The organism is Pelomonas baiyunensis, from assembly GCF_043555935.1.
In the GTDB taxonomy this organism is placed as follows: Bacteria; Pseudomonadota; Gammaproteobacteria; order Burkholderiales; family Burkholderiaceae_C; genus Pelomonas; species Pelomonas baiyunensis.
This window is the reverse complement of the sequence record NZ_JBIGIB010000001.1, coordinates 758,060-781,911: the sequence shown is the minus strand read 5'-3', so window position 1 is coordinate 781,911 and position 23,852 is coordinate 758,060. Positions and strand designations below refer to the sequence as shown.

The 23,852-nt window shown below is 68.4% G+C and carries 26 protein-coding genes; 13 read left to right on the top strand and 13 right to left on the bottom strand.

The genetic code is table 11. The annotated features are described in order from the left end of the window. Positions 1-35 precede the first annotated feature (35 nt). The 4 genes from ACG01O_RS03435 (at position 36) to ACG01O_RS03420 (ending at position 4,733) form a co-directional block, all read left to right on the top strand. A complete protein-coding gene (locus ACG01O_RS03435) occupies positions 36-1,595 on the top strand; it encodes a methyl-accepting chemotaxis protein (RefSeq protein ID WP_394381405.1) in 1,560 nt (519 codons plus the stop codon). A 177-nt stretch (positions 1,596-1,772) separates the two neighbouring features. Beyond that, positions 1,773-2,084: a hypothetical protein gene (locus ACG01O_RS03430; protein WP_394381403.1), complete on the top strand. Its 312-nt coding sequence runs from the start codon at positions 1,773-1,775 to the stop codon at positions 2,082-2,084. Beyond that, positions 2,081-2,896 (top strand): hypothetical protein, encoded by an 816-nt coding sequence (locus ACG01O_RS03425; protein ID WP_394381401.1) that lies wholly within the window; start codon positions 2,081-2,083, stop codon positions 2,894-2,896. The genes ACG01O_RS03430 and ACG01O_RS03425 overlap by 4 nt, the downstream gene beginning before the upstream one ends. A gap of 67 nt (positions 2,897-2,963) precedes the next feature. Then, a complete protein-coding gene (locus ACG01O_RS03420; protein WP_394381400.1) occupies positions 2,964-4,733 on the top strand; it encodes a glutamine--tRNA ligase/YqeY domain fusion protein in 1,770 nt (589 codons plus the stop codon). An 18-nt stretch (positions 4,734-4,751) separates the two neighbouring features. Here the strand turns inward: ACG01O_RS03420 and ACG01O_RS03415 are convergent, their stop codons facing one another. Together ACG01O_RS03415 and dbpA are read right to left on the bottom strand one after the other, a co-directional pair. Next, on the bottom strand, positions 4,752-5,585 hold the full coding sequence (locus ACG01O_RS03415; RefSeq protein WP_394381398.1) for a substrate-binding periplasmic protein: 834 nt from the start codon (positions 5,583-5,585) through the stop codon (positions 4,752-4,754). 81 nt (positions 5,586-5,666) lie between these two features. After that, positions 5,667-7,076, bottom strand: a complete 1,410-nt coding sequence (gene dbpA, locus ACG01O_RS03410) for an ATP-dependent RNA helicase DbpA (RefSeq protein WP_394381396.1) — start codon at positions 7,074-7,076, stop codon at positions 5,667-5,669. Positions 7,077-7,203: 127 nt separating this feature from the next. On the opposite strand from dbpA, the gene ACG01O_RS03405 reads away from it, so the two are divergent. After that, entirely contained in the window at positions 7,204-7,728 is a 525-nt protein-coding gene (locus ACG01O_RS03405) for a hypothetical protein (protein WP_394381394.1), read from the top strand. A 34-nt stretch (positions 7,729-7,762) separates the two neighbouring features. Here the strand turns inward: ACG01O_RS03405 and ACG01O_RS03400 are convergent, their stop codons facing one another. From ACG01O_RS03400 to ACG01O_RS03385, 4 genes are read right to left on the bottom strand one after another with little or no spacing between them, the layout of a single operon-like run. Further along, positions 7,763-8,107 (bottom strand): translation initiation factor Sui1, encoded by a 345-nt coding sequence (locus ACG01O_RS03400; RefSeq protein ID WP_394381392.1) that lies wholly within the window; start codon positions 8,105-8,107, stop codon positions 7,763-7,765. Next, positions 8,104-10,353, bottom strand: a complete 2,250-nt coding sequence (locus tag ACG01O_RS03395) for a S9 family peptidase (protein ID WP_394381390.1) — start codon at positions 10,351-10,353, stop codon at positions 8,104-8,106. Before ACG01O_RS03395 ends, ACG01O_RS03400 begins: the two co-directional genes overlap by 4 nt. Further along, positions 10,350-11,321 carry a tRNA dihydrouridine synthase gene (locus tag ACG01O_RS03390; protein ID WP_394381388.1) on the bottom strand — a complete coding sequence of 324 codons (972 nt, stop codon included), beginning with the start codon at positions 11,319-11,321 and terminating at the stop codon, positions 10,350-10,352. Before ACG01O_RS03390 ends, ACG01O_RS03395 begins: the two co-directional genes overlap by 4 nt. After that, a complete protein-coding gene (locus ACG01O_RS03385) occupies positions 11,318-11,854 on the bottom strand; it encodes a M48 metallopeptidase family protein (RefSeq protein ID WP_394381386.1) in 537 nt (178 codons plus the stop codon). The genes ACG01O_RS03390 and ACG01O_RS03385 overlap by 4 nt, the downstream gene beginning before the upstream one ends. On the opposite strand from ACG01O_RS03385, the gene ACG01O_RS03380 reads away from it, so the two are divergent. Further along, complete coding sequence (locus tag ACG01O_RS03380; protein WP_394381385.1) at positions 11,848-12,132, top strand: 2Fe-2S iron-sulfur cluster-binding protein; 285 nt, start codon at positions 11,848-11,850, stop codon at positions 12,130-12,132. The genes ACG01O_RS03385 and ACG01O_RS03380 overlap by 7 nt on opposite strands. Here the strand turns inward: ACG01O_RS03380 and ACG01O_RS03375 are convergent, their stop codons facing one another. Further along, positions 12,133-13,821, bottom strand: coding sequence for a serine hydrolase domain-containing protein (locus ACG01O_RS03375; RefSeq protein ID WP_394381383.1), 1,689 nt, complete (start codon positions 13,819-13,821; stop codon positions 12,133-12,135). It abuts the gene before it with no gap. 229 nt (positions 13,822-14,050) lie between these two features. On the opposite strand from ACG01O_RS03375, the gene ACG01O_RS03370 reads away from it, so the two are divergent. Together ACG01O_RS03370 and ACG01O_RS03365 are read left to right on the top strand one after the other, a co-directional pair. Further along, entirely contained in the window at positions 14,051-14,641 is a 591-nt protein-coding gene (locus tag ACG01O_RS03370) for a lysophospholipid acyltransferase family protein (protein ID WP_394381381.1), read from the top strand. Between the two features lie 87 nt (positions 14,642-14,728). Continuing rightward, the gene (locus ACG01O_RS03365; RefSeq protein ID WP_394381379.1) at positions 14,729-14,968 is read left to right on the top strand and encodes a VF530 family protein; all 240 of its coding nucleotides are present in this window, start codon (positions 14,729-14,731) and stop codon (positions 14,966-14,968) included. A gap of 223 nt (positions 14,969-15,191) precedes the next feature. On the opposite strand, the gene minE is transcribed toward ACG01O_RS03365, so the two are convergent. From minE to minC, 3 genes are read right to left on the bottom strand one after another with little or no spacing between them, the layout of a single operon-like run. Further along, on the bottom strand, positions 15,192-15,449 hold the full coding sequence (gene minE / locus ACG01O_RS03360; protein ID WP_394381377.1) for a cell division topological specificity factor MinE: 258 nt from the start codon (positions 15,447-15,449) through the stop codon (positions 15,192-15,194). Positions 15,450-15,462: 13 nt separating this feature from the next. Continuing rightward, the gene (gene minD / locus ACG01O_RS03355; RefSeq protein WP_394381375.1) at positions 15,463-16,278 is read right to left on the bottom strand and encodes a septum site-determining protein MinD; all 816 of its coding nucleotides are present in this window, start codon (positions 16,276-16,278) and stop codon (positions 15,463-15,465) included. A 33-nt stretch (positions 16,279-16,311) separates the two neighbouring features. After that, a complete protein-coding gene (gene minC, locus ACG01O_RS03350) occupies positions 16,312-17,148 on the bottom strand; it encodes a septum site-determining protein MinC (RefSeq protein ID WP_394381373.1) in 837 nt (278 codons plus the stop codon). Between the two features lie 591 nt (positions 17,149-17,739). On the opposite strand from minC, the gene ACG01O_RS03345 reads away from it, so the two are divergent. The 5 genes from ACG01O_RS03345 (at position 17,740) to ACG01O_RS03325 (ending at position 21,952) form a co-directional block, all read left to right on the top strand. Further along, a complete protein-coding gene (locus tag ACG01O_RS03345; protein ID WP_394381372.1) occupies positions 17,740-17,922 on the top strand; it encodes a hypothetical protein in 183 nt (60 codons plus the stop codon). A gap of 42 nt (positions 17,923-17,964) precedes the next feature. Beyond that, positions 17,965-20,010 (top strand): methionine--tRNA ligase, encoded by a 2,046-nt coding sequence (metG, locus tag ACG01O_RS03340; protein ID WP_394381370.1) that lies wholly within the window; start codon positions 17,965-17,967, stop codon positions 20,008-20,010. Positions 20,011-20,043: 33 nt separating this feature from the next. Then, positions 20,044-20,778 (top strand): YoaK family protein, encoded by a 735-nt coding sequence (locus ACG01O_RS03335; RefSeq protein WP_394381368.1) that lies wholly within the window; start codon positions 20,044-20,046, stop codon positions 20,776-20,778. A 29-nt stretch (positions 20,779-20,807) separates the two neighbouring features. Continuing rightward, the gene (locus tag ACG01O_RS03330; protein WP_394381367.1) at positions 20,808-21,008 is read left to right on the top strand and encodes a DUF3460 family protein; all 201 of its coding nucleotides are present in this window, start codon (positions 20,808-20,810) and stop codon (positions 21,006-21,008) included. Between the two features lie 101 nt (positions 21,009-21,109). Next, positions 21,110-21,952, top strand: coding sequence for a segregation and condensation protein A (locus tag ACG01O_RS03325; protein ID WP_394381365.1), 843 nt, complete (start codon positions 21,110-21,112; stop codon positions 21,950-21,952). Positions 21,953-21,962: 10 nt separating this feature from the next. Here the strand turns inward: ACG01O_RS03325 and ACG01O_RS03320 are convergent, their stop codons facing one another. From ACG01O_RS03320 to ACG01O_RS03310, 3 genes are all read right to left on the bottom strand, one after another. After that, entirely contained in the window at positions 21,963-22,367 is a 405-nt protein-coding gene (locus tag ACG01O_RS03320; protein WP_394381363.1) for a hypothetical protein, read from the bottom strand. A gap of 7 nt (positions 22,368-22,374) precedes the next feature. Further along, positions 22,375-23,280, bottom strand: a complete 906-nt coding sequence (locus tag ACG01O_RS03315; RefSeq protein ID WP_394381361.1) for a DUF808 domain-containing protein — start codon at positions 23,278-23,280, stop codon at positions 22,375-22,377. A gap of 61 nt (positions 23,281-23,341) precedes the next feature. Then, positions 23,342-23,803: a MaoC family dehydratase gene (locus ACG01O_RS03310; RefSeq protein ID WP_394381359.1), complete on the bottom strand. Its 462-nt coding sequence runs from the start codon at positions 23,801-23,803 to the stop codon at positions 23,342-23,344. Positions 23,804-23,852 lie beyond the last annotated feature (49 nt).

The window sequence follows — 23,852 nt, the reverse complement described above, 5'->3', positions numbered from 1 at the left end:
CGTCCGGGAGACAACCTCACAGAAGGAAGGACAGCATGACGGGTCTGAAGCAACTCAGGATCGGCAGCCGGCTGGGCATCGCCTTCACGGCGGTGCTGGCGCTGATGGTGGTGGTGGCGGCCGTGGGCATCCGCGGCATTTTTCGGGTGGCCGACGGGCTGGAGCGGGTCTACCAAGACCGCACCGTGCCCCTGACCCAGCTGGCCGAACTCAACAACCTGTCCACCCGCAACCGGCTCGTCATCGTCGAGATGCTGCGCGCGCCGGGGTTCGATGAGATCAAGCGCCGCAGCGACGAACTGGCCGCCAACCTCAAACGGGGGCAGGTCTTGCTGGAAGCCTACCTGGCGAGCCCGCTCAACGACAAGGAGCGCGACCTCGCCCAGCGCTTCGCCGCCACGCGCAAGGCCTACATCGACGAAGGCCTGCTGCCCGTGGCCACCGCGCTCTCCACCGGAGGCATGAGCACGGCCATGCTGATCTACGAGGAAAAAACCTTGCCGCTGGCCAGCAAGGCACGCGAGCTGTCAGACCAGCTGGTCCAGTTGCAAATCGACGAAGGCGCGGCGGAGTACCAGCAAGGCCAGAGCACCCGCAACACCGCCGTGGCCGCCACGCTGGCGCTGACGGTGGTGGCCTTGTTGCTGGGGGGCGCCCTGGCCTGGGCCATCACCCGCAGCATCACCGACCCCGTGCGCCGCGCCATGCAGGTGGCGCAGGCCGTGGCGGAGGGCGATTTGCGGTCGGACATCCGCGCCGATGGGCGCGATGAAATCGCCACCTTGTTGGCCGCGCTGGGTCAGATGAACGAGGGCCTGGTGCACATCGTGCGGCAGGTGCGGCAAGGGGCCGATTCCATCCTCACCGGCGCAGGTGAGATTGCCAGCGGCAACGCCGACCTGTCCCAACGCACCGAGGAGCAGGCCGCCAACCTGGAAGAAACCGCGGCGTCCATGGAAGAGATGAACGCCACGGTGCGCCAAAACGCCGAAACCGCGCGCACCGCCACCCAATTGGCCGAATCCGCCAGCACGGTGGCTGTGCGAGGGGGCGATGTGGTGCAGCAGGTCATCCACACCATGGGCGAGATTTCGAACAGCTCGCGCAAGATCGCCGACATCATCGGCACCATCGACGGCATTGCCTTCCAGACCAACATCCTGGCCTTGAACGCCGCCGTGGAAGCCGCCCGCGCGGGCGAGCAAGGCCGGGGCTTCGCCGTGGTGGCGGGCGAGGTGCGGGCCCTGGCCCAGCGCAGCGCGCAGGCTGCGCGCGAGATCAAGGCCCTCATCAGCCACAGCGTGGACGACGTGGAAGCCGGCTCCCGCCTGGTGGGCGAAGCGGGCAGCACCATGGCCGATGTGGTCACACAGGTGCGCCGCGTGGCCGACCTGATCGCCGAGATCGGCTCGGCCACGCAGGAACAAACCACGGGCATCGGTCAGGTGAGCGAAGCCGTGACGGAGCTGGACCGCGTCACCCAGCAAAACGCCGCCCTCGTGGAGCAAGCCGCCGCCGCCGCCGACAGCCTGAAGGGGCAAGCCCAGCGCATGAACGAAGTGGTGGGCGTGTTCAAGATCGGCGACGGCCACTGACGCCCTGCCCTGCCGGGCGGCAAGAGCGCGCCCGACAGGCACCTGCAACACGACCCAAAGCACACCAAACGCGACGGGCTTCACGCCAGCCGCCTCGGGTTGGCGCTGACGGGCCCGCGGCGCTTGTGCGCGAAATCCGCAAACCGTATAAATCGTTTATACGGTTTTCAGATTCCCATGAGCACGTCCGGCACCAAGTCTTGCAAGCATTCCAAGGCTGCCAAGCCCTCCAAGGCCCCCAAGCCCACCGAAGCGCGCGCGCCGCTGGTGCGCGACAGCTTCACCATGCCCGAGGCCGACTACGCGCTGCTGAAGGTGCTGAAGCACCGCCTGCACGGCGTGCAACGGGAAGCCAAGAAAAGCGAGCTGCTGCGCGCCGGCCTGCACGCCCTGGCGGCGTTGGAGCCCAAGGCGCTGGTGGCGGTGCTGGACGGCCTGGCCGCCGTCAAAACCGGCCGGCCGCGCAAACACGACCAGGAGCACCCATGACCGACGCAACCCTGTGGTGGCAGCTGCTGTGCTGCATCGCCGGCGTGAACCTGCTGGCCTGGACGGCGTCCACCGCCTGGCTGCACCGCCGCCGGCCCGACGGCAGCACCTGGCCGCACCAGCGCCTGCAGCTGTTGCTCTCGGGCCTCTACGTGCTGGGCTGCGGGTATCGGTCGTTCCTGCCGGTGTTCGACGTGCCGCGCCTCGTGATGGTGGACAGCTGGGCTTCCAGCGTGCTGGTGGGCCGCACCGTGGCCACCATTGCCGAGCTGAGCTTCGCCGCGCAATGGGCGCTGCTGCTGCGCGCCGCCGCCGTGGCCACCCGCCACGAGCGCAGCCTGTGGGTGTCGCGCGCGGTGCTGCCGCTGATCGCGATTGCCGAGGTCAACTCCTGGTACGCCGTGCTCAGCACCGCCAACATCGGGCATGTGGTGGAAGAGTCCCTGTGGGGCCTGGTGGCCGTGCTGAGCCTCGTGTCCATCGGCGGGCTGTGGCCGCGCGTCGGCCCACGCGGGCGGCGCTGGCTGGCCGTAGCCGGCCTGGCGTGCGGCGCCTACGCCGCGTACATGTTCACCGTGGATGTGCCCATGTACTGGCACCGCTGGCTGGCCGACGAAGCCGCGGGCCGCATCTACGCCAGCCTCGCCATCGGGCTGCAGGACGCGGCCAGCCGCTGGACCGTGTCGCACGCCTGGGTGCACTGGCAAACCGAGGTGGTGTGGATGACGCTGTACTTCAGTGTGGCGGTGTGGATCAGCATCGGACTGGCCCACGTTCGCCTGCCGCTGCAGCGCGACCCCAGCGCTCCGTAAAATCGACCGCATCTGCCGGGCACAGGCCCCACGCCTGTGCCCGGCTGTCGTTTTCACGAGCCCCTCCATGAGCCACACCCCTTCAGCGCCGGCACCGGCCACCAACTTCCTGCGCCAGCGCATCGAGCACGACCTCGAAGCCGGCACTTTCGGCGGCCGCCACTTCGCGGGCACGCCGGGCGATGCGGCCCACCACGCCGCCGGCCCGCTGGACGAGGCGCGCATCCGCACCCGCTTCCCGCCCGAGCCCAACGGCTACCTGCACATCGGCCACGCCAAGAGCATCTGCCTGAACTTCGGCCTGGCACGTGACTTCGGTGGCGCCTGCCACCTGCGTTTTGACGACACCAACCCCGAAAAGGAAGAGCTGGAATACGTCAACGCCATCAAGGAAATGGTGCAGTGGCTGGGTTGGAGCTGGGGCGACAACCTTTACGAGGCCAGCAGCTACTTCGACTTCATGTACGCAGCGGCCGAGGCACTGGTGAACGCCGGGCTGGCCTACGTGGACGAGCAATCCGCCGAAGACATGCGCGCCAACCGGGGCGACTTCAGCAAGCCCGGCGTGGACAGCCCCTTCCGCAGCCGCAGCCCGGCCGACAACCTGGCCCGCCTGCGCGAAATGCGCGACGGCCAGCACGCCGACGGCAGCATGGTGCTGCGCGCCAAGATCGACATGGCGTCGCCCAACATCAACCTGCGCGACCCGACGCTGTACCGCATCAAGCACGCCGAGCACCACGCCACCGGCAACAAGTGGTGCATCTACCCGATGTACACCTTCGCGCACCCGATCGAGGACGCGCTGGAGCGCATCACCCACAGCATCTGCACGCTGGAGTTTGAAGACCAGCGCCCCTTCTACGACTGGCTGCTGAACCACCTGGCCGACCTGGGCCTGCTGGCCCGCCCGCTGCCGCAGCAGATCGAATTCGGCCGGCTGAACCTGAACTACGTCGTCACCAGCAAGCGCAAGCTGCGCCAGCTGGTGGAGGAACACCACGTCAGCGGCTGGGATGACCCCCGCATGCCGACGCTGGTGGGCCTGCGCCGCCGTGGCTTCACGCCGGCCAGCCTGCGCGCCATGGTGGAGGCCACCGGCGCCAGCAAGCAAAACGCCTGGATCGACGACACCGTGCTCGACCAAGCCCTGCGCGCCGACCTGGAGCCGCAAGCCCCCCGCGCCTTCGCCGTGCTGGCGCCGCTGAAGCTCAAGCTCACGAACTACGCCGAGGTGTTCGGCTCGGTCGACCACCGCGAACCCTGCGAGACCGCCGCCCACCCGCACAAGCCGGAGCTGGGTCAACGCCAGTTCTCGCTCGGCCCGGAGCTGTGGATCGAAGCGGAAGACTACGTCGAGACACCGCCCAAGGGCTACTTCCGGCTGTTCCCCGGCAACAAGGTGCGCCTGAAGGCCGGCTACATCGTCGAGTGCACCGGCGCCGAGAAGGACGCCGACGGCAACGTCACCGCGGTGCTGGCCACGGTCATTCCGGACACCAAGAGCGGCACGCCCGGCGCGGACGCCGTGAAGGTCAAAGGCACCATCGGCTGGGTGGGCGCCCACGAAGCGGTGGCCGCCGAAGTGCGCTTGTATGAGCGCCTGTTCGCCGAGCCGCAGCCTGACGCGGGCGGCCGGGACTTCATCGAATTCCTGAACCCGAACTCGCTGCGCGTGGTGCAAGCCTTTGTGGAGCCCTCGCTGGCCGGCGCGCCAGCTGAAGCGCGCTGGCAGTTCGAGCGCCACGGTTACTTCGTGACCGACCGCGTGGACCACCGCGCCGACCGCCCGGTGTTCAACAAGATCACCGGCCTGAAGGACAGCTTCAGCCGCTGAAGCCCACCGCGTGCCGGGTCAAACCGGCATGCGGTCGTCGCCAAAGTCGTCCAGCACCCGCTGGTACAGCCGCGCGATGCTGCCGTCGCGGTGCAGCGACTCCACCGCCCGCGCCAGCCGCTCCACCAACTCCGGGGTGGCGCTGCTGCGGGCCAGGTGCAGCCAGAAATATTGCCGATCCACCGCGATGGGCGCCGCGAACTCCTGCATGCGGTAGCCCAGGCCCCGCGCCGCGGCAAACAACCCCAGGTTGCTGCCGTAGGCCGCGTCGACCCGGCGGCCCATCAGCATCTGCATGGCGTGCTCGTTGTTGTTGACCGGCTGCACGCGCACGCCGCCCATGCGGCTCAGCACCTCCGGCATCGGGAAGCTGCGCGGCACCGCCAGCGTCAGGCGCGACAACTCGTCCAAGCGCTGCACCGGCGCGTCGCGGCGGCTCACCACCACGGTGGGCAGCCCCAGCACGGCCGCCACCTGCACGGCCACCTGCTTGAGTTCGTCGTTGCTGAAACGCAGCACCATGTCGGCCGTGCCGTTTTGCAGGCTCAGCACCGTGCGGGCGTAGGGCACCAGGTGGTTTTCGCTGGGCAGCCCCGCGCGCTGCGCAATCAGCTGCCCGATGTCGTACATCAGCCCGCCCGGCCCTTGCGGCCCCGTGCGACCGAAGGGTTCGGACTGGATGGTCTCGATGCGCAGCACGCCGGGCTCGGCCGCCAGGCCCCGGCGCGGCACCGCGGCAGTCAGCGCACCGGCCAGCGCCAGCAGCCCCGCACGACGGGAGCAATCCGTCGAGACCCGCCGACCCATGAAGGGTTGCGGGTTCAGGAAGACGCGTGGGAAGCCACCAGTCATGCAGCCATTGCAGCACGCGCCGCCCCCACACCACAAGGCCGCGGTTGAAACGGCGTTGATCTGGCGCAACCCGCGCGCGGGTCAGTCGGCGCGGTCGCTCAGATCGGCCAGGCGGCGCACCTTGACCTTGCGGCCCTTGAGCTTGCCCTGGCTCAGGCGCTTCACCGCCTCGCGTGCCACGCTGCGCTCGATGGCCACGTAACTGTGGAAGTCGGTGACATTGATCTTGCCGATCTGCGCGGCGCTGAAGCCCGCCTCGCCGGTGAGGGCGCCCAGGATGTCGCCGGGGCGGATCTTTTCCTTGCGGCCGCCCAGGATCTGCAGCGTGTCCATGGCCGGCAGCAAGGGGCCGCCGGGCGCGTCCTTCAGGCCGTCCAGCGGCTGCCACTGGAACTCGGCGCCCTGCAGCTGCTCGATGCGGCCCACGCGCCCCATCTCGTCCAAGCTGGCCAGGCTCAGCGCCAGGCCGTCGGCGCCCGCGCGGCCGGTGCGGCCGATGCGGTGCACGTGCTGCTCCACATCGGCGCTGATGTCCACGTTGATGACGCAGGCCAGGTTGGCAATGTCCAGGCCCCGCGCAGCCACGTCGGTGGCCACCAGCACCGACGCGCTGCGGTTGGCGAACTGGATCAGCACCTGGTCGCGGTCGCGCTGCTCCAGGTCGCCATGCAGCGCGAGCGCCACAAAGCCCTGTGCGGCCAGCACGGCCTCCAGGTCGCGGCACTGCTGCTTGGTGTTGCAAAAGGCAATGGTCGACTCGGGGCGGAACGCGCGCAGCAGGCGTGGCACGGCGTCCAGCCGCTCGGCCTCGGTCACTTCATAGGCGAGCTGGCGGATGGTGGACGCCGCCGCACTCGTGGCGCCCGCCACCTTCACCGTCTGCGGCTCGCGCATGAACTTGGCCGCGATGTCTTTCACGCCCTCCGGGAAGGTGGCCGAGAACAGCAGCGTTTGCCGCTGGGCCGGCGCGCGACGGGCGATGGCCTTGATGTCTTCCAGGAAGCCCATGTCCAGCATGCGGTCGGCCTCGTCCAGCACCAGCGTGTTCAGGGCCGACAGGTCCAGCGTGTCGCGCTCCAGGTGGTCGATCAACCGCCCGGGCGTGCCAACCGCGATGTGAGCGCCGAAGGACAGGCTTTCGATCTGCGGCTTCATGGGGCTGCCGCCGCACAGGCTCAGCACCTTGATGTTGTCGGCCGCGCGGGCGAGGCGGCGGATTTCCTGCGTCACCTGGTCAGCCAACTCGCGAGTGGGGCACAGCACCAGGGCCTGCACCCGGTTAAGGTCGGCGCGCAGGCGGTGCAACAAGGCGATGGCAAAAGCAGCGGTTTTGCCCGAACCGGTCTGCGCTTCGCCGATCACATCGTGCCCGGCCAGTGCCAGCGGCAGGCTGGCGGCCTGGATCGGGGTCATCTGCGCGTAGCCCAGCTGCTCCAGATTGGACAGCATGGCGGGGCTCAGGGGCAGGCGGGAGAAGGCGGTATCGGTCATGCGGCGATTGTCCCGCCTGTGACCGAATGCGCAGAACCGCCGGCCACGCGCTCACCCTTTGCAAATGCACACACCTGCCGATAACAGCTTGCCTAGCATTTCCGTCAGGTCCACACTGCACCGCAGCATGCCGCTCCCGCCCTCCTCCGGCCCCACGCGCCCGCCCCCGCCCCGACTGCTGGCCAGCTCGGGCGACGACACGCGCGACCGCAGCCGCATGGGGGCCCGCGTGCGCACGCGCGACGCGGACGACACCACCTTCACCGCCACCCAGCCGTTTTCGCGCCCGCAGGTGCGGCTGGCGGGTGGCGCAGCCGCAACGCTGCCGCCCAGCACGCCGCTGCCGGTGTGGGCGCGGCGCCTGGCCATCGGCGGCGTGTTGCTGGCCATGGCCATGCCGGCCACGGTGCTCATGTCGCGCTCGATGCTGGTGCAAGAAGCACTGTCCGAGCAAAGTGCGTCCAACGCCGTGATGCGCTGCACCGCCGGGGAAGCCCGGTCGTTCGACGACTCCAACGTCTTCAGCTGGCTGTTCAGCGGCGCCTACTTCAGCTGTGGCGACTGGGAAACCCGCGACGCCCGCATCCAGCGCGACCGCGACCGCGCCCAGGCCAACTACCTGGCCCGCGAACGCGCGCGCCAGGGCTACTGAGCGGCACGGCTCGACTGGCGGCGTGGCCGGCGCTTCAGCCGCCGGAACGCTTCACCGGCCACCCCTCGGGGCGCGCCTTCAGCCAGGCCATCACGGCTTCGACGTGGTCGCCCTGGATTTCCACCACGCCGTCCTTCACCGTGCCGCCGCTGCCGCATTGGGCCTTGAGCTGCTTGGCCAGGGCCGTGAGGGCCGCGTCGTCCAGCGGCAGCCCCTGGATCACGGTCACGCCCTTGCCCTTGCGCCCGGCGGTTTGCCGGCTGACGCGCACGGTGCCGTCGCCCCGGGGCCGCGTCACGGCCTTGCAGCTGCACTGGGCCACGGGCTGGCCGCAGCCCGGGCAGGCGCGGCCGAAGTCGGTGGAATACACCAGGCTCATGGCGCCGCCTTCAGGTGCCGCTCGAAGAAGGCGTCCATGGTGCGGTACAGGTGCAGGCGTGCGGCGCGGCCAGCAATGCCGTGGGCCTTGCCGGGGTAAATCTGCAGATCGAACGGCTTGCCCGCGTTCTGCAGGGCTTCCACCAGGCGCAGGGTGTGGTCGAACAGCACGTTGTCGTCCGCCGTGCCGTGCACCAGCAGCAGCGGCTTGCTGAGCAGCGCAGCGCGTGACGGCAGATGCGCGTCGGCGTAGGCCGCAGCCTTGCCGCCTTCAGGCAGGCCGAGGTAGCGCTCGGTGTACGCGGTGTCGTAGAGCGTCCAGTCGGTCACCGGTGCCACCGCCACGGCGGCCGCGAAGGGGGTGTCGGCGTCCAGCATGGCGCGTGCGCCCAAAAAGCCGCCGTAGCTCCAGCCGAAGAAACCGATGCGGGCGGCGTCCACACCCGGCACGCGGCTGGGCAGCTCGCGCACCGCGGCGAAGAGGTCGGCCACCTCGTTCCTGCCGAAGCTGCGGTAGTGGCCGCGGGTGAACTCGCGGTCACGGTGTTGCATGCCGCGCGTGTCCAGCGTCAGTACGCCGAAGCCGCGCTGTTGCCAGTAGGCAATCAGCGCCATGTCACGGCCCCAGCCCCAGTTCACGGTGGCCGCCCCCGGGCCGCCGTAGGCCATCACGATCACCGGGTGCTTGCCCTCGCGGCGGTCCTGCGCCGGGAAGAAGAAGGCGCTGAGCGGCGTCTGGCCATCCGCCGACGTCAGCTCCAGCAGCAGCGGCATGTTGGTGTACTGGCGCAGGGCCGGGTCCGGCGCGTCACCGGCCAAGGCGGTCAGGCTGCCATCGGCCAGGCCCCGCAGCTCCAGCTGCGGCGGGCGCCCCCAGGCCGAGCGCGTGACCAGCAGCCGTGCGCAGGCCCGGTCACCCTTGGCCTCGCGCCACTGCCGGCCACCGCTGCCCGCCACCGGCTGGGGCTGGCCACCGGCCAAAGGCAGGCTGAACAGGTCTTGCCCACGCCCGCGGTCGTTGAAGGCGGTGAACACCACGCGCTCATCGCTGGCGCACACCGCGTGGCCCACCGGCTCATTCAGCTGCGTGAGCGGCGTGCGCGCGCCGGTGGCGCGGTCCAGCAGCAGGAGTTGCCGGCGGCCCGAGACCTCGCTGGACCACAGCAGGCCGCGCGGCGTCTCCAGCAGGTCGTCGTGCACTTCCACCCAGGCCGCGTCGGTCTCGACGGTGATGTCATGCGGCAGGTAGCCGCGCGGGCCGCGCTTGAACTCGGTCAGCGTGAGCCGGGTCTGGGCGCGGTTGAACCACTGCAGCCAGGGCGTGCCATCGGCAAACCAACCCGCCCGGGCGATGTACTCGGCGTCCGCCGGCAGCGGCAAGGCCTGCGTCGCGCCCGTGGCCGCCTGCACCACGTGGGCCGTGACCTTCGCGTTGGCCTCGCCCGCAGCGGGGTAGCGCTGCTGGGTCATCTCGGTGCGGTCCGCAAAAATCTGCGCGCGGGTCTTCAGGCCCACGCGCGATTCGTCCACCCGCAGCGCCAGCAACTGGGTGCCGTTCGGGCTCCACCAGAAGCCGCGGTGGCGGCCCAGTTCCTCAGCGGCGATGAACTCCGCCAAGCCCCAGCTGATGTGGGTTTCGGCACGCGCTGGCACCAGCGCACGCGGCTGGGCGCCGGGTTGAAGTGACAGCACATGCAGCCGGCCGCCTTGCACGTAGGCCAGCTGACGGGCGTCGGCCGAGCAGCGCGGGTCTTGCTTGGCCGCGTCGGGCGACTGGGTCAGCCGCTGGGCCTGGGGGCCGCTGTCCGTCAGGCGCACCAGGAAGAGGTCGCCCGACAGCGGGAACAACAGCGCGCGGTCGTCCTGCCCACACCACTGGTACCTGGTGATGCCGCGCTGGCTGATGCGCAGCCGCTCCAGCGCCATCTTTTCGGCTTCGGTGAGGCGCTGGGCGGCACCGCCCAGCAGGTCGGCCGCGGCCACCAGCTTGCGCGGCGCGCCCCCGGCGGCGGGCTGGGCCCACAGCTCCAGCACTTCGCTGTCGGCCTGCGAGGGGCGCAAGTAGCTGACCCACTGCCCCCCAGGCGACACCTCGGCCTGACGCGGCAGGCGGCCGGCCAACGGCGGGTCGGCCGTGAGGCGCTCCAGGCTGAGCGCGGGCGGAGAGGTCGGGGCGGGCTGGGCCAGCGCGGCAGTCATCGCGCTTGTGGCGCTCAGAGCCACCAGCAGGGTGGAGATGATCTTCATGCCGCGATGCTAGCGGCGGCCTCGGGCACAGCCGGAAGGCATCCGCCCCACAGCCGCCGGGCCAGTTCGTTGGCGTCGTTGACGGTGCGCAATTCGGCGTAGGCCGCCTCCGCCTCGGGGTAGGCGCGCTTCAGGTAATGCAGCCACTGCTTCAGGCGCCCGCCCTGGTGACGCGGCGCCACCGTGGCGCGCACCTGCGTGAAGAACCCCTGCATCAGCGGCAGCAGTTCGGCCCACGGCACCGGCTGGTTGCGCTGCCCCGCCACGCGCAGGGCCAGGCCCGGGTCGGCCACCATGCCGCGGCCCAGCATCAGGTGCTCGCAACCGCTGCGCTGGCGGGCCAGCTCGGCGTGTTCCACGGTCCAGATCTCGCCATTGGCGATGACGGTGATGGGCACCGCCTCGCGCACGGCGGCGATGCGCTCCCAGTAGGCGGGGGGCTTGTAGCCATCGGCCTTGGTGCGGGCGTGCACCACGATCTCCTGCCCGCCGGCGGCGTGAATCGCGCGGGCCACGTCCAGCGTGCGGCTGTCGTCCATGTAGCCCAGGCGCATCTTGGCGGACACCATCACCTGCGCCGGCACGGCGCGGCGCACGGCGGCCACGATGTCGTGGATGAGCTCAGGCTCGTCCAGCAGCACGGCGCCGCCGCGGTGGCGGTTCACGCACTTGGCGGGGCAGCCGAAGTTGAGGTCGATGCCCTCAGGTTGCAGTTCCGCCAGGCGCGCCGCGTTCTCGGCCAGGCAGTTCACGTCCGAGCCCAGCAGCTGCGGGTGCACGGGCACGCCTGCGGCGGTGCGGCCGCCGTTCTTCAGCTCGGGCACGATGCGCGTGAACACGCGGTTGGGCAGCAGCTGGTCGGTCACGCGGATGAACTCGCTCACGCACCGGTCCACGCCGCCCACGCGCGTCAGCACGTCCCGCAGGATGTGGTCGAGCAGGCCTTCCATCGGGGCCAACAGAATCATGGCGCGCCCTCGGCAACCGGGTGATCTTGGTGCAGCAGGTACAGCCGCAGGTCGAACTCCAGCTGGAAGTACTCCGGCTCCATGTGCTGGCAGAGTTGGTAGAAGGCCTTGTTGTGGTCCAGCTCGCGCAGGTGCGCCAACTCGTGCACGACGATCATGCGCAGCAGCGCGGCCGGTGCCTCTTTGAACAGCGTGGCCACGCGAATTTCACGCCGCATCTTGAGCTTGGCGCCCTGCACCTGGGTGCGCCGGGTGTGCGTGCCCAGGGCCTGTTGCAGCACGCGCAGCTTGGCATCGAACCCCACGAAGTTCAGCGGGCCGGCGTTGCGCAGGTGGCGGCCTTTCAGGTCGTTGACGTACTCGAACAGCGCGCTGTCGCTGCGCACGTCGTGGCGCTCGGGCAGGCGGCGGGCCAGGTGCTGGGCCAGGCGGCCGTCGCGGTGCAGCGCGTCGGCCTGGGCCACCAGGTCGGGTGGGTAGCCGGCCAGGTAGCGGGCGGCCACGCCAGGGCTGGCAAGATGGGGCGATGTCATGGGAGAAATTCAGGATCCGGCTGGAGCCGCAGGGCGCCATTTTCGACTGCGCGCCCGACGAGCCGTTGCTGCTGGCCGGTTTGGCCGCGGGCGTGGCGCTGCCCTGGTCGTGCCGCAACGGCACCTGCCGCACCTGCCTCACGCAGGTGGTGGCCGGCCAGGCAGTGCACAGCATCCCCTGGCCCGGCCTCTCGACCGAGGAGAAGGCCGAGGGTTGGATCCTGCCCTGCGTGGCCCGGCCGTGCAGCGACCTGACGCTGCGCCGGGCCGGCGGCTGATCACTCCTTGCGCGGCATCTCCAGCGTGGCTGGCCCCTGACGGAGCGTGACGGCCGTGGCGCGGCCCGCCTCCGGGCTGAAATCCAGCTGCGCGTCCACCTGCGGCACATGCACACGGCGCGCTGTGCTGGCCTGAAGCTCGAACGCCGGCTGGCCCGGGGCCTGCCCCAGCAGCTTGCCGTCCCGGCCGATGAACACCTGAAGCGCGAACTGTGGCGACTGGTACTGCCCCACCAGCGCCTGCATCTGCTCGGCCGTGAGCGAGATGAAGCTGCGGTCGGGCGGCAGGTCACCACTGCGCACCCAGCGCGGGCCGCCGGTCTCGCCGTTGTCGGCCATGCGGGCGGCCACCACGCGACCTTCGGCGCTGCGCTCCAGCGTGATCTCGGTGAGCGATCCGGCCATGGCGAAGCGGTCACTGCCCAAAGGCAACAACGGCATGACGCCGCCGCCACTGCACTGGGCCTGCAAGGCGTCTGCTTTCACGCGCAACGTGCATTGGCGCTGGTCTGGCCCGGCGTACACCCCCTCGGCGGCGCGCAGCTGCTCGGCGGGCACCGCCACCGGCTGGGGCTCGGTGAAGGGCTCGCCCATCGCAAACGCGGCCAGCTTGCGAGCCACAAGGTCCATCGCGAAACCGGGGCTGTCGCTGTTGCGCAGGATGACAACGGTCGTCTGCGTCTTGGGCAGGTAGTTCAGCGTGGAGATGAAGCCATGGATGCCCCCGCCGTGCGACAGCATGGGCTGGCCCCGCAGCATGCCGGTGACGATGCCGAAGCCGTAGTGCTCGGCCCGGGCCGGGCCCTCCGGCGTGACCATGCGGGCATAGCTGGCCGCGCTGAGCCACTTGCCGCCATGCAGCGCCTGGTTCCAGCGCCACAGGCCTTCGGCGCTTGCAATCAACGCGCCAGCAGCGTGGGGCTGGGTCATGCTCAGCAGGCCGGCCGGCGCCACCTGGCCCTGGGTGTTCAGCGTGTAGCCGCGGGCCATGCCCTTGAAGAGTTGATCGCCCGCTTCGTAGTGCACGCCGGAGATGCCCGCCGGCTTCAGCAGCAGGCCGTCCAGCGCCTGGTGCCAGCTCTTGCCCGAAATGGCCTCCACCACCGCACCCAGCAGCACGTAGCCGGAGTTGTTGTAGGCCCACTTCTCGCCCGGGGCGAAGTCCGGCGGTTGGTCTTTGAACTCACGGATCAGTTCGGCCGTGCTGAGGTCACGCCGCACCGGGTTGCCCATGTAACCCGGAATGCCGGTGTAGCTCTTCACGCCCGAGGTGTGGTTGAGCAATTGCAGCAGCGTGATCTGGCTGCCGTTCGGATAGTCGGGCAGGTATTTGGAGAGCGGGTCGTCCAACCGGGCCTGGCCCTGGTCGATTTGCTTGAGCAGCGCGGCGGCCGCGAACTGCTTGGTAACCGAGCCGATGCGCAGCAGGTGCTCCGGCCGCAGCGGCACGCCCAGCTCCACGCTGGCCAGACCGCGGGCGCCCTTGAACAGCAACTGATCGCCCCGCGCGACGAGCACGGACACCCCGGGGCCGTCGCCCGGAATCTTCTGCGCGTCCAGCAACTGGTTGGCGTAGGCCGTCATGGCCGCCGGTGTTGCGGGTGTTGCAGGCGGGGCCGACGGCGCGGCGTGCACGGTGCCGTGCAGCACGGCCAGGAGCGCTGCGGTCAGGAGGGAAGTTTTCTGCATGAGCCGTCCGAAGGAAGTGAAACCGGGCGCAGCATCGCGGCGGCCGGCGCCTCCGCCCACCGGCATGCGACAGGCGGCGCAAACGGCAGCATGAGCGGTTCTCATCCACAGCGCCTGTGGACAAACCCGTGAACAGCCTGCGGGCACACGCGCCAAGTGCTTGGCACGACAAGGCTTTTCTTGCGTTGCCTCAGTTTGAGGCACTGGCACAACACGGGACAATCGCGGGATGCACCGCACCATCTTCACGACGCCCATCGTCAGCACCTTGCTGCGCGGCTTTTCGCTCGCCTGGCTCAAGCTGGCAGGCTGGACCGTGCAGGGCGAATTGCCGCCCGAAGCGCGCAAAAGCGTCTTCATCGCCGCCCCGCACACCAGCAACTGGGACCTGCCCTACACGCTGTTCGCGTCCTTCGCGCTGCGCCTGACGCCGTACTGGATGGGCAAATCGTCCATCTTCAAGTTCCCGTTCGGCGGGGTCATGCGCTGGCTGGGCGGCATTCCGGTCGACCGCAGCCAGTCCAACAACCTGGTGGCCGCCTCCGCCGCGGCGCTGCAAGCCGCCGACGGCCCGGTGCAACTGATCGTGCCGCCCGAGGGCACGCGCAGCAAAACGAAGTACTGGAAAACGGGCTTTTACTGGATTGCCGTCACGGCAAAGCTGCCCATCGTGATGGCCCACATGGACTACCCACGCAAGCTCGTGGGCCTGGGGCCACTGTTCACGCCCACGGGCGACGTGGAGGCCGACATGGCGGCCATCAAGCAGTACTACGCCCAGTTCAAGGGCAAGAACTCCGACCAGTTCACGCATGAGTGAACGAGCCTCTCGCCCATCCCGCAACGGGTGGGCTTGGGAGCGGCCCGGCGCTGGGCCCGACGACCGAAACCACCCGGGGCGCAGCCCATGCAAAACAACCCGTCCAAAGACCCGCTGCACGGCATGACGCTGGAAGCCATCGTCACCGCGTTGGTCGAGTATTTCGGCTGGCGCGAGCTGGGCGAACGCATCGAGATCAAGTGCTTTCGCATCGATCCCAGCGTGTCGTCCAGCCTGAAGTTCCTGCGCAAAACGCCGTGGGCGCGCGCGAAGGTAGAGAGCCTGTACCTGTTCATGCGGCGCGAGCAGGCCCGCGCCTCGCGCTGAGTCTTTGGGGCCGAGCGCCGGGCCGCTCCCAAGCCGGCCCGTTGCGCGATGGGCGGGCGGCTCCATGCCGCACGCATCGCCGCCCCCTCGGGGGGCTGAGACCGGACATATGGCGCCCAGTGGGCGCGATGTGCCTGCCGAAGCGCTGCAGCATGGCCGCAGCGCGGTCTGCAAGACCGACCAGACTTGCCGGCGTTCAGCCGGGCGCTGCTGGGCGAGAGGCTTACTTGGCCTCGGGCAGCTCGATCTTCACCTCGAGCACTTCCAGGTCGCCCTGGCGCTCCATGTGCACCTTGATGTCGTCGGGGTTGATCGACACGTACTTGCTGATCACCGCCACCAGCTCCCGCTGCAGCTGCGGCAGGTAGTCGGGGCTGGCGCTGCGGCCGTTACGCTCGTGCGCGAGGATGAGTTGCAGGCGCTCCTTGGCCACGCTGGCCGAGCTTTTTTTCTCACCCAGGAAGAAGTTCAGGAATCCCATCTGGAGGCCTCCTTCACTTGCCGCCGAAGACGCGCTTGAACCAGCTCTGCTTCACGGCCTCGGTGAAGCGCATGGGCTTGTCTTCACCCAGGAAGCGGGCCACCACGTCCTTGTAGGCCTCGGCCACATCCGTGCCTTGCAGGTGGATGGCCGGCGTGCCCTGGTTGGAGGCCTGCAGCACGCTCTCGCTCTCGGGGATGACGCCGATCAGCGGGGTGCGCAGGATCTCGTGGATGTCGTCCAGGCTCAGCATCTGGCCGCCTTCCACGCGGTTGGGGTTGTAGCGGGTGATGAGCAGGTGCTCCTTCACCGGCTCCAGGCCCTCAATGGCGCGCTTGGTCTTGCTGGACAACATGCCCAGGATGCGGTCGCTGTCGCGCACCGAGGAGACCTCGGGGTTGGTCACCACCAGCGCCTCGTCGGCGTAGTGCATGGCCATCAACGCGCCGGTCTCAATGCCGGCCGGCGAGTCGCAGACGATGTAGTCGAACTCCATCTCCTTGAGCTCATTCAGCACGCGCTCCACGCCCTCTTGCTTCAGCGCATCCTTGTCGCGGGTTTGAGAGGCGGCCAGGATGTAGAGCTTCTCCAGCTGCTTGTCCTTGATGAGCGCCTGGGTCAGCTTGATCTCTTCGTTGACCACGTTGATGAGGTCATACACGACGCGGCGCTCCACGCCCATGATCAGGTCGAGGTTGCGCAGGCCGACGTCGAAGTCGATCACGCAGGTCTTGAAGCCGCGCATCGCGAGGCCGGTGGCAAAGCTTGCGCTGGTGGTGGTCTTGCCGACCCCGCCCTTGCCGGATGTGACGACGACGATCTTGGTCATCTGGGGCTTTCCTGTTCGTTCAGATCAAAGGGTTCAGAAGGTCAGCGGCTGCATCAACAGCTTCTCGCCGTCGAGCAGCACCTGAGCCGGCTTGCCGGCCACGTCGGGCGGCAGCGGGTTTTCCGTGGTGCGGTAGATGCCGGCAATCGAAATCAGCTCGGCTTCCAGGCTGTGGGCGTAGATGCGGGCCGAGGTGTCGCCCCGCGCGCCGGCGATCGCCTTGCCGCGCAGCGGCGCGTACACATGCACGCTGCCGTCGGCAATGACTTCGGCGCCATGGTTCACCAGCGCCAACACCACCAGGTCGCCGCCCTTGGCGTACACGCGCTGGCCGGAGCGCAGCGGCTTGTCCACCACCATCGTCGGCGCGGGGGCGGCGGGCCGCTCCACCAGCTTCTCCACGATGACTTCCCGTACCACCTCGCGCACCACCTCGGTGGGCGCAGCCGCCACGGGCGCAGCCACTGCCGGGGCAGGCTCGTCGGATGCATCCGCCAGACCCAGCTCGTGCGCCACGGCCAGTTCCTCCGGCGTGGCGCCGGCCACGGCCACCGGCTGCAGTTGGCTGTCGCGCAAGAGCACCACCAAGCCGCGCAAATCCACCGAAGCCGGGGCATCGAGGGCCAACGCGGCCTGGCCGGCATCGCCCGCAGCCGCTGCGGGGCGCTCGGCCTGGGTGAGGTCGATCACCACCGGCTCGTGCTCGAAACCACCCGCACCGGCGCGTGCTGCCCAATCGGCGGCAAAAGCATCGAGGTCGGCGTTGTGCACCACCAGGCCCAGCAGGCTCAAGCGGCGCGACTTCAACTCGAAAGTGCCGGCACGTGCAGCGCCCTTGCGTCCGCCGTTGTCCTTCGTCACATCCGCCATGTCCGCCGCTGCCGCCTCTTCAAAAGGCCGCGAGTTTAGCCGCCGCCCTCCGCGCGCCTCTTGGGGCTCGCCCCAGCGCCGGCGCCTCAAAAACGAGCACGCCAGCGCCAGTGACGGCCGATCAAGCACTTAGCGCGGCTGTCGTCAGCCCACCCACAGAGTTGTCCACAGAAGACGGGGACAAAACTGGCCTCAGCGGCCGAAAGCGGCCGTGATTTCCTGCCATGCGGGCTTGACTTATCCCCAAAAACCGACACCGTCAACCGGGCTGAGCCCAATCGCGTGAAAACCCCGTCGCCGCCGGCGCACGCTCGCTAAGTTGTTGATTTGTATAGAGGCGCCGAATGTGCCTCAAAATTCAGCAACCTAAGGGAAGGCCCATCAGACAAGGGTTTGGCGGCGCCGACCGGGGGTTCTCCACAAAGTTATCCACAGACACAGTGGATAGCTTGCGGAAGTATTACGGATCAGTGACTTAGCCGCGATCCTTGAGAGCTTGTGGAGGTTTGCGCGCCAAGTGGCGCCGGGTGATTTGGAGGGCGCGGGTTACATTGGGCTCACCCGCACGTGCGGGGCAGCCCGGAGATGCAGGTGGCCACACCGAATTACAGCTATGAGAAGCGCCAGCGTGAGCTGGCCAAGAAGCGCAAGGCCGAAGAGAAGCGCCAGCGCAAGCTGAGCGGCAAGCCCAGCGGCGATGACACCCCCGGCGAGACCGACGCGCCCGAGCCCGCCGAAGGCGCGGCTGCCAGCGGCAGCGAACCGCAAACCTAAAATCGCCGGTTTTCCCGATCGGCCTCAGCCCTGACCGCGTCCATGTCTCGCCAGCTTTTCGTCACCACTGCCCTGCCCTATGCCAACGCCGGTTTCCACATCGGCCACATCATGGAGTACACCCAGGCCGACATCTGGGTTCGCTACCAGCGCATGGCGGGCTCGCAGGTGCACTTCGTCTGCGCGGACGACGCCCACGGCGCGCCGATCATGATCGCGGCCGAAAAGGCCGGAAAGACGCCTCAGGAGTTCGTTGCCGGCATCGCAGCCGGCCGCAAGCAGTACCTGGACGGCTTTCACATCAGCTTCGACAACTGGCACAGCACCGACGGCGCGGAGAACCACGAGCTCTCCAAGGCCATCTACATCGCGCTGCGCCAGAACGAGCTGATCACCACCAAGACCATCGAGCAGTTCTTCGACCCTGCCAAGTCGATGTTCCTGCCCGACCGCTTCATCAAGGGCGAATGCCCCAAGTGCGGCGCGAAGGACCAGTACGGCGACTCGTGCGAAGTCTGCGGCGCCGTCTACGCCCCCACCGAGCTGAAGAACCCGTACTCGGTGCTGTCGGGCGCCACGCCGGTGCTCAAAACCAGCGAGCACTACTTCTTCAAGTTGAGCGATCCGCGCTGCGTCGAGTTCCTCACGCAGTGGACGCAAGACACCGGCCGCCTGCAGCCCGAGGTGCTGAACAAGATCCGCGAGTGGTTCGAGCCCGATGAAGACGGCAACAACCGCCTGAGCGACTGGGACATCAGCCGCGACGCGCCCTACTTCGGCATCGAAATTCCGGACGCGCCGGGCAAGTACTTCTACGTGTGGCTGGACGCGCCCATCGGCTACCTCGCCTCGCTGAAGAACTACTTCGGCAAGATCGGCCGTGACTTCGATGCCTTCGTGAACGACCCGGCCACCGAGCAGGTGCACTTCATCGGCAAGGACATCACGTACTTCCACACGCTGTTCTGGCCCGCCATGCTGCATTTCAGCGGCCGCAAGACGCCCAACCACGTGTTCGTGCACGGCTTCATGACCGTCAACGGCGGCGAGAAGATGAGCAAGAGCCGCGGCACGGGTCTGGACCCGCTCAAGTACCTGAGCCTGGGCCTGAACGCCGAGTGGCTGCGTTACTACATCGCCGCCAAGCTCAACGCCCGCGTCGAAGACATCGACTTCAACCCCGAAGACTTCGCGGCGCGCGTGAACAGCGACCTGGTGGGCAAGTTCATCAACATCGCCTCGCGCGCGGCCGGCTTCCTGACCAAGCGCTTTGACGGGCGCCTGAGTGCCGACCTGGGCGTGGAAGGCCGCGCGCTGCTGGACGCGCTGCGCGCCCAGAGCGGCGCCATCGCCGAGTTGTACGAAACCCGCGAGTTTGGCAAGGCGCTGCGCGAGATCATGGCGCTGGCCGACAAGGTCAACGAATTCGTGGACACGCACAAGCCGTGGGAGCTGGCCAAGCAACCCGGCATGGACGCCGCGCTGCACGACGTCTGCAGCGTCTGCATCGAGGCCTTCCGCCTGCTGACGATCTACCTCAAGCCGGTGCTGCCGGCCCTGGCCGCGCAGGTGGAAGCCTTCCTGAAGGTCGAGCCGCTGCAGTGGAGCGACAGCGCCCGCGCGCTGGGCGCCCACCAGATCGGCGCCTACCAGCACCTGATGCAGCGCGTGGACACCGCCAAGGTCGAGCAGCTGTTCGAAGCGCCGCCCGCGCCCAAGGTGGTGCCGGGCGGTGAAGACATCGCGCCGGAAATCAAGATCGATGACTTTGCCAAGGTGGACCTGCGCATCGCCAAGATCGTGAAGGCCGAATTGGTGGAGGGCTCCGACAAGCTGCTGCGCCTGACGCTGGACGCCGGCGAGGGCCGCACGCGCAATGTGTTCAGCGGCATCCGCGCCGCCTACAAGCCCGAAGACCTCGAAGGCAAGCTGACCGTGCTGGTGGCCAACCTCGCGCCGCGCAAGATGAAATTCGGCGTCAGCGAGGGCATGGTGCTGGCCGCCAGCCACGCGGACGAAAAGGCCCACCCCGGCATCTTCGTGCTGGAGCCGCACACGGGCGCTCAGCCCGGCATGCGGGTTCGCTGACCCAGCGGCGCCGCCGACACGTCCGCCGCGCCCATGCCCACCGACTACGCACGCCGCCTGCTGTCGGTGGAACGCACGGCTGACGGCAACGCACACCTGGGCTGGTGGCTGGCCTTTGTGGCGGGTGCCACCAATGCGGGCGGCTTCCTGGCCGTGCGGCAATACACCTCGCACATGACGGGCATGGTGTCGGCTGCCGCTGATGGGCTGGTGCTCGGGGAGCACCAGGCGCTGATCACCGCCTGCGGGGCCTTGCTGTTCTTCATGACCGGCGCCGCCACCACCGCAGTGCTGGTGCACCTGGGCCGGCAGCGACGTGCGCACAGCATCTTTGCCTTGCCCTTGCTGGTGGAAGCGGCCAGCCTGGTGGTGTTCGGCCTGATGGGGGCGTGGCTGGCCGGCCTGCACGCCCTCTTCGTGCCGGCCACGGTGTCGGTGCTGTGCTTCACCATGGGGCTGCAGAACGCGCTGATCACCAAGGTGTCCCGTTCCGAGATCCGCACCACGCACGTGACGGGCATCGTCACCGACCTGGGCATCGAGTTCGGTCGCGGTCTGTGCAGCCTGGGTGGCGCGACCGAACCGCTGAATGCGGCCAAGGTTCGCCTGCTGGCCGGTTTGTTGCTGGCCTTCGCGGTGGGCGGGGTGGTCGGCGCCTGGTCGTTCAAGGCGGTGGGCTACGCTGCCACGCTGCCCCTGGCCGGCGGGCTGGCCTTTCTGGGCGCCGTGCCCGCGCTGGACGACTTGCGGGGGCTGCGGGGCCGATAAAATCCCGTAATTCGATCGAGAGACCCGCCATGCCGCTGTTCTGGAAGCCCTACAAGTCCGAAGTCACGCAGTTCATCGAACAGCTCAAGGCCCAGCGCCCGACGCTGGAAGCCGAGCAGCGCGCCGGCCGTGCCCTGCTGTGGGACAAGGAACAAGACCGCGCCGCCCAGGCCGGTTTCGACGCAGCCCGCGTGCCGCAACAGCCCTACGTCTACCAGACCAAGGCTTGAGCCTTTCCCGGCGCGCCCCCAGCGCGCCCTCCACAGGGCTCGGCCCGCTGCTGAGCGCCGCACGCCCCTCCAGCGCGCTCGGCCACTGAAACGACCCGCCCATGGCCTCCGTCACCCCGGAAGAAACGGCTGAAATTTCGTCGGATCTGCCGGAAGCGGTCGATACCGTGGCGGTCGCTCGCCTGTACGGCGAGCCCCTGTTCCAGATGCCACTGGACCTCTACATCCCGCCGGATGCGCTGGAGGTCTTCCTGGAAGCCTTCCAGGGCCCGCTGGACCTGCTGCTGTACCTGATCCGCAAGCAGAACTTCAACATCCTCGACATCCCGCTGGCGGACGTGACGCGCCAGTACCTGAGCTATGTCGACCAGATCCGCAAGCACAACCTGGAGTTGGCGAGCGAGTACCTGTTGATGGCGGCGATGCTCATCGAGATCAAGTCGCGCATGCTGCTGCCGCCCAAGAAAAGCGAGGACGGCAAGGAAGTGGAAGACCCGCGCGCCGAACTCGTGCGCCGGCTGCTGGAGTACGAGCAGATGAAGCTGGCCGCCGCGCGGCTGGACCGCCTGCCCGTGTTGGGCCGCGACTTCCTGCGGGCCCAGATCCACATCGAACAGTCGCTCACGCCCGTGTTCCCGGACGTCAACGCCAACGACCTGCGCGACGCCTGGCTGGACATCCTGAAACGCGCCAAGCTCAACCAGCACCACAAGATCAGCCGCGAGCAGCTCTCGGTGCGCGAGCACATGAGCATCGTGCTGCGCCGGCTTCAGGGCCAGCGCTTCGTGGAGTTCGAGCGCCTGTTCGACGTCAGCCGAGGCCAGGCCGTGCTCGTGGTCACCTTCATCGCGATGCTGGAGCTGGCCAAGGAGCGGCTGCTGGAGATCACGCAGGCCGAGGCGTTCGCGCCGATCTACGTCAGGCTGGCCTACACCCCGACTTGATAGGACCTAGCTACTCAGACCTACCGACGTCCTCCGACTTTCTGAGGTAGGCAGGCGGATCAAAGAACAGCACCGCGACGATAGCCAAAGTCGCAAGCAGCCAAGCCAGTGCCATCATTTGCGCCGGTTCCGTCCGATAGCCACGGTGCACGCTGCTGATGTGAAACAAGGCTGCCACGCACCAGCCCAGCACAACGACGGCACCGCCCGTTCGACGGGCATACAGAATGGGCAAAAACACCCACGCGAGGCCAGCCAGCACGGTTGCGGCATGCAGGGACCCGATTGGTGAGCTAAACGGACCGATGGCGCCGCTGAAAAGCAAAGCCAAAAACTGCACAACAAACAGGCCGATGAAGATCAACGCTCTGAGCAGCACGCTCTGAGCCACCTGAACAGCGCCCCTGATCTTCATCCGTCGCCTACCGCCCGCGCAGCTTCTGCACGGCCACCAACGCGGCCAGCACCAGGGCACCGGCAACGACGCCCACCAGCGCGTTCGCGCCGTTCTCCAGCACCGCGCCAACGAGCCAGCCCTGGCCTTCCGCCAGATGCGCGATGGCGTGATGCAGCGGCGCGATGCCGTGCACCAGGATGCCGCCGCCCACGAGGAACATCGCCGCCGTGCCCAGCACGGTCAGCAGCTTCATCAGCCGCGGCGCTGCCGCCAGCAGGAAACGGCCGACCGACCGGGCGCCCGCAGCCGGCTTGCGCGACAGCCACAGCCCCACGTCGTCCATCTTCACGATGCCGGCGACGAAGCCGTAGACACCCACCGTCATGGCGAAGGACACCGCCACCAGCACGGCCAGCTGCTGCTGCAGCGAGGCCGTGGCCACCGTGCCGAGCGCGATGACGATGATCTCGGCGGACAGGATGAAGTCGGTGCGGATGGCGCCCTTGACCTTGTCCTTTTCGTAGGCCGCCATGTCCACCTTCTCGTCGCCCAGCGCCTTCACATGCGCGGCGTGGTGGGCCTCGTCCTCCTCGGTGCTGTGCAGGAACTTATGCGCCAGCTTCTCGAAGCCCTCGAAGCACAGGTAGGCGCCGCCCAGCATCAGCAGCGGCGTGATGGCCCAGGGCGCGAAGGCGGAAATGGCCAGCGCCCCCGGCACGAGGATGGCCTTGTTCAGCAAGGAGCCCACGGCAACGGCCCAGACGACGGGCAGTTCGCGGTCGGCATTCACGCCGCTCACCTGCTGCGCGTTCAGCGCCAGGTCGTCGCCCAGCACGCCCGCCGTCTTCTTCGCGGCGACCTTGGTCATGGTCGCCACGTCGTCCAAAACGGTGGTGATGTCGTCGAGCAGAACTAGCAGGCTGGAGGCCATGGCGGGGTCAGAAATTGAAAACCGACGATGCTAGCGGGCCAACCGCTGCCCATTCTCAACTTCAGGTTGAACGATAGTGCCGTGCGAGGCTTTCTGCCACGCATACCGGTTTCGGCACGCCTTCGGCTTCCACCGCCACTTCCACGGTCAGTTGCTTGGCGCCGCCCGCCACATCGTCCACCGCCAACAGCTTGAACGCCGCGCGCAGCCGGCTGCCCACCGGCACCGGGGCGGTGAAGCGCACCTTGTTGAGACCGTAGTTGACGACCATCTGTGTCTCGCGCACCGCAAACCCGGTCTCGAAGAAATACGGGATGAGCGACAGCGTGAGAAAGCCGTGCGCAATCGGCCCGCCGAAGGGGCCGGCTTTGGCGCGCTCGGGGTCGATGTGGATCCACTGCCGGTCTTCGGTCGCCTCGGCAAACGCGTTCACGCGGGCCTGGTCGACCGTGATCCAGTCGCTGTGGCCCAGGGATTGGCCGATGAGGGCTTGCAAGTCGGCCAGGGTCTCGAAGATGCGCATGATGGGGATGTGCCGGTAGAGAACGGGAGGTGGGCCACGTTAATCTAGG

Bases quoted from the DNA above. Each gene is read 5' to 3' on its own strand.
- ACG01O_RS03420 (WP_394381400.1), top strand. From the start codon at position 2,964: ATGAGCCACACCCCTTCAGCGCCGGCACCGGCCACCAACTTCCTGCGC.
- ACG01O_RS03370 (WP_394381381.1), top strand. From the start codon at position 14,051: ATGCACCGCACCATCTTCACGACGCCCATCGTCAGCACCTTGCTGCGC.
- ACG01O_RS03395 (WP_394381390.1), bottom strand. From the start codon at position 10,353: ATGAAGATCATCTCCACCCTGCTGGTGGCTCTGAGCGCCACAAGCGCG.
- ACG01O_RS03405 (WP_394381394.1), top strand. From the start codon at position 7,204: ATGCCGCTCCCGCCCTCCTCCGGCCCCACGCGCCCGCCCCCGCCCCGA.
- ACG01O_RS03425 (WP_394381401.1), top strand. From the start codon at position 2,081: ATGACCGACGCAACCCTGTGGTGGCAGCTGCTGTGCTGCATCGCCGGC.
- dbpA (WP_394381396.1), bottom strand. From the start codon at position 7,076: ATGACCGATACCGCCTTCTCCCGCCTGCCCCTGAGCCCCGCCATGCTG.
- ACG01O_RS03385 (WP_394381386.1), bottom strand. From the start codon at position 11,854: ATGACATCGCCCCATCTTGCCAGCCCTGGCGTGGCCGCCCGCTACCTG.
- ACG01O_RS03435 (WP_394381405.1), top strand. From the start codon at position 36: ATGACGGGTCTGAAGCAACTCAGGATCGGCAGCCGGCTGGGCATCGCC.
- ACG01O_RS03415 (WP_394381398.1), bottom strand. From the start codon at position 5,585: ATGACTGGTGGCTTCCCACGCGTCTTCCTGAACCCGCAACCCTTCATG.
- metG (WP_394381370.1), top strand. From the start codon at position 17,965: ATGTCTCGCCAGCTTTTCGTCACCACTGCCCTGCCCTATGCCAACGCC.
- ACG01O_RS03335 (WP_394381368.1), top strand. From the start codon at position 20,044: ATGCCCACCGACTACGCACGCCGCCTGCTGTCGGTGGAACGCACGGCT.
- ACG01O_RS03310 (WP_394381359.1), bottom strand. From the start codon at position 23,803: ATGCGCATCTTCGAGACCCTGGCCGACTTGCAAGCCCTCATCGGCCAA.
- ACG01O_RS03390 (WP_394381388.1), bottom strand. From the start codon at position 11,321: ATGATTCTGTTGGCCCCGATGGAAGGCCTGCTCGACCACATCCTGCGG.
- minE (WP_394381377.1), bottom strand. From the start codon at position 15,449: ATGGGATTCCTGAACTTCTTCCTGGGTGAGAAAAAAAGCTCGGCCAGC.
- ACG01O_RS03315 (WP_394381361.1), bottom strand. From the start codon at position 23,280: ATGGCCTCCAGCCTGCTAGTTCTGCTCGACGACATCACCACCGTTTTG.
- ACG01O_RS03320 (WP_394381363.1), bottom strand. From the start codon at position 22,367: ATGAAGATCAGGGGCGCTGTTCAGGTGGCTCAGAGCGTGCTGCTCAGA.
- ACG01O_RS03375 (WP_394381383.1), bottom strand. From the start codon at position 13,821: ATGCAGAAAACTTCCCTCCTGACCGCAGCGCTCCTGGCCGTGCTGCAC.
- minC (WP_394381373.1), bottom strand. From the start codon at position 17,148: ATGGCGGATGTGACGAAGGACAACGGCGGACGCAAGGGCGCTGCACGT.
- ACG01O_RS03365 (WP_394381379.1), top strand. From the start codon at position 14,729: ATGCAAAACAACCCGTCCAAAGACCCGCTGCACGGCATGACGCTGGAA.
- ACG01O_RS03400 (WP_394381392.1), bottom strand. From the start codon at position 8,107: ATGAGCCTGGTGTATTCCACCGACTTCGGCCGCGCCTGCCCGGGCTGC.
- ACG01O_RS03380 (WP_394381385.1), top strand. From the start codon at position 11,848: ATGTCATGGGAGAAATTCAGGATCCGGCTGGAGCCGCAGGGCGCCATT.
- ACG01O_RS03325 (WP_394381365.1), top strand. From the start codon at position 21,110: ATGGCCTCCGTCACCCCGGAAGAAACGGCTGAAATTTCGTCGGATCTG.
- ACG01O_RS03430 (WP_394381403.1), top strand. From the start codon at position 1,773: ATGAGCACGTCCGGCACCAAGTCTTGCAAGCATTCCAAGGCTGCCAAG.
- ACG01O_RS03330 (WP_394381367.1), top strand. From the start codon at position 20,808: ATGCCGCTGTTCTGGAAGCCCTACAAGTCCGAAGTCACGCAGTTCATC.
- minD (WP_394381375.1), bottom strand. From the start codon at position 16,278: ATGACCAAGATCGTCGTCGTCACATCCGGCAAGGGCGGGGTCGGCAAG.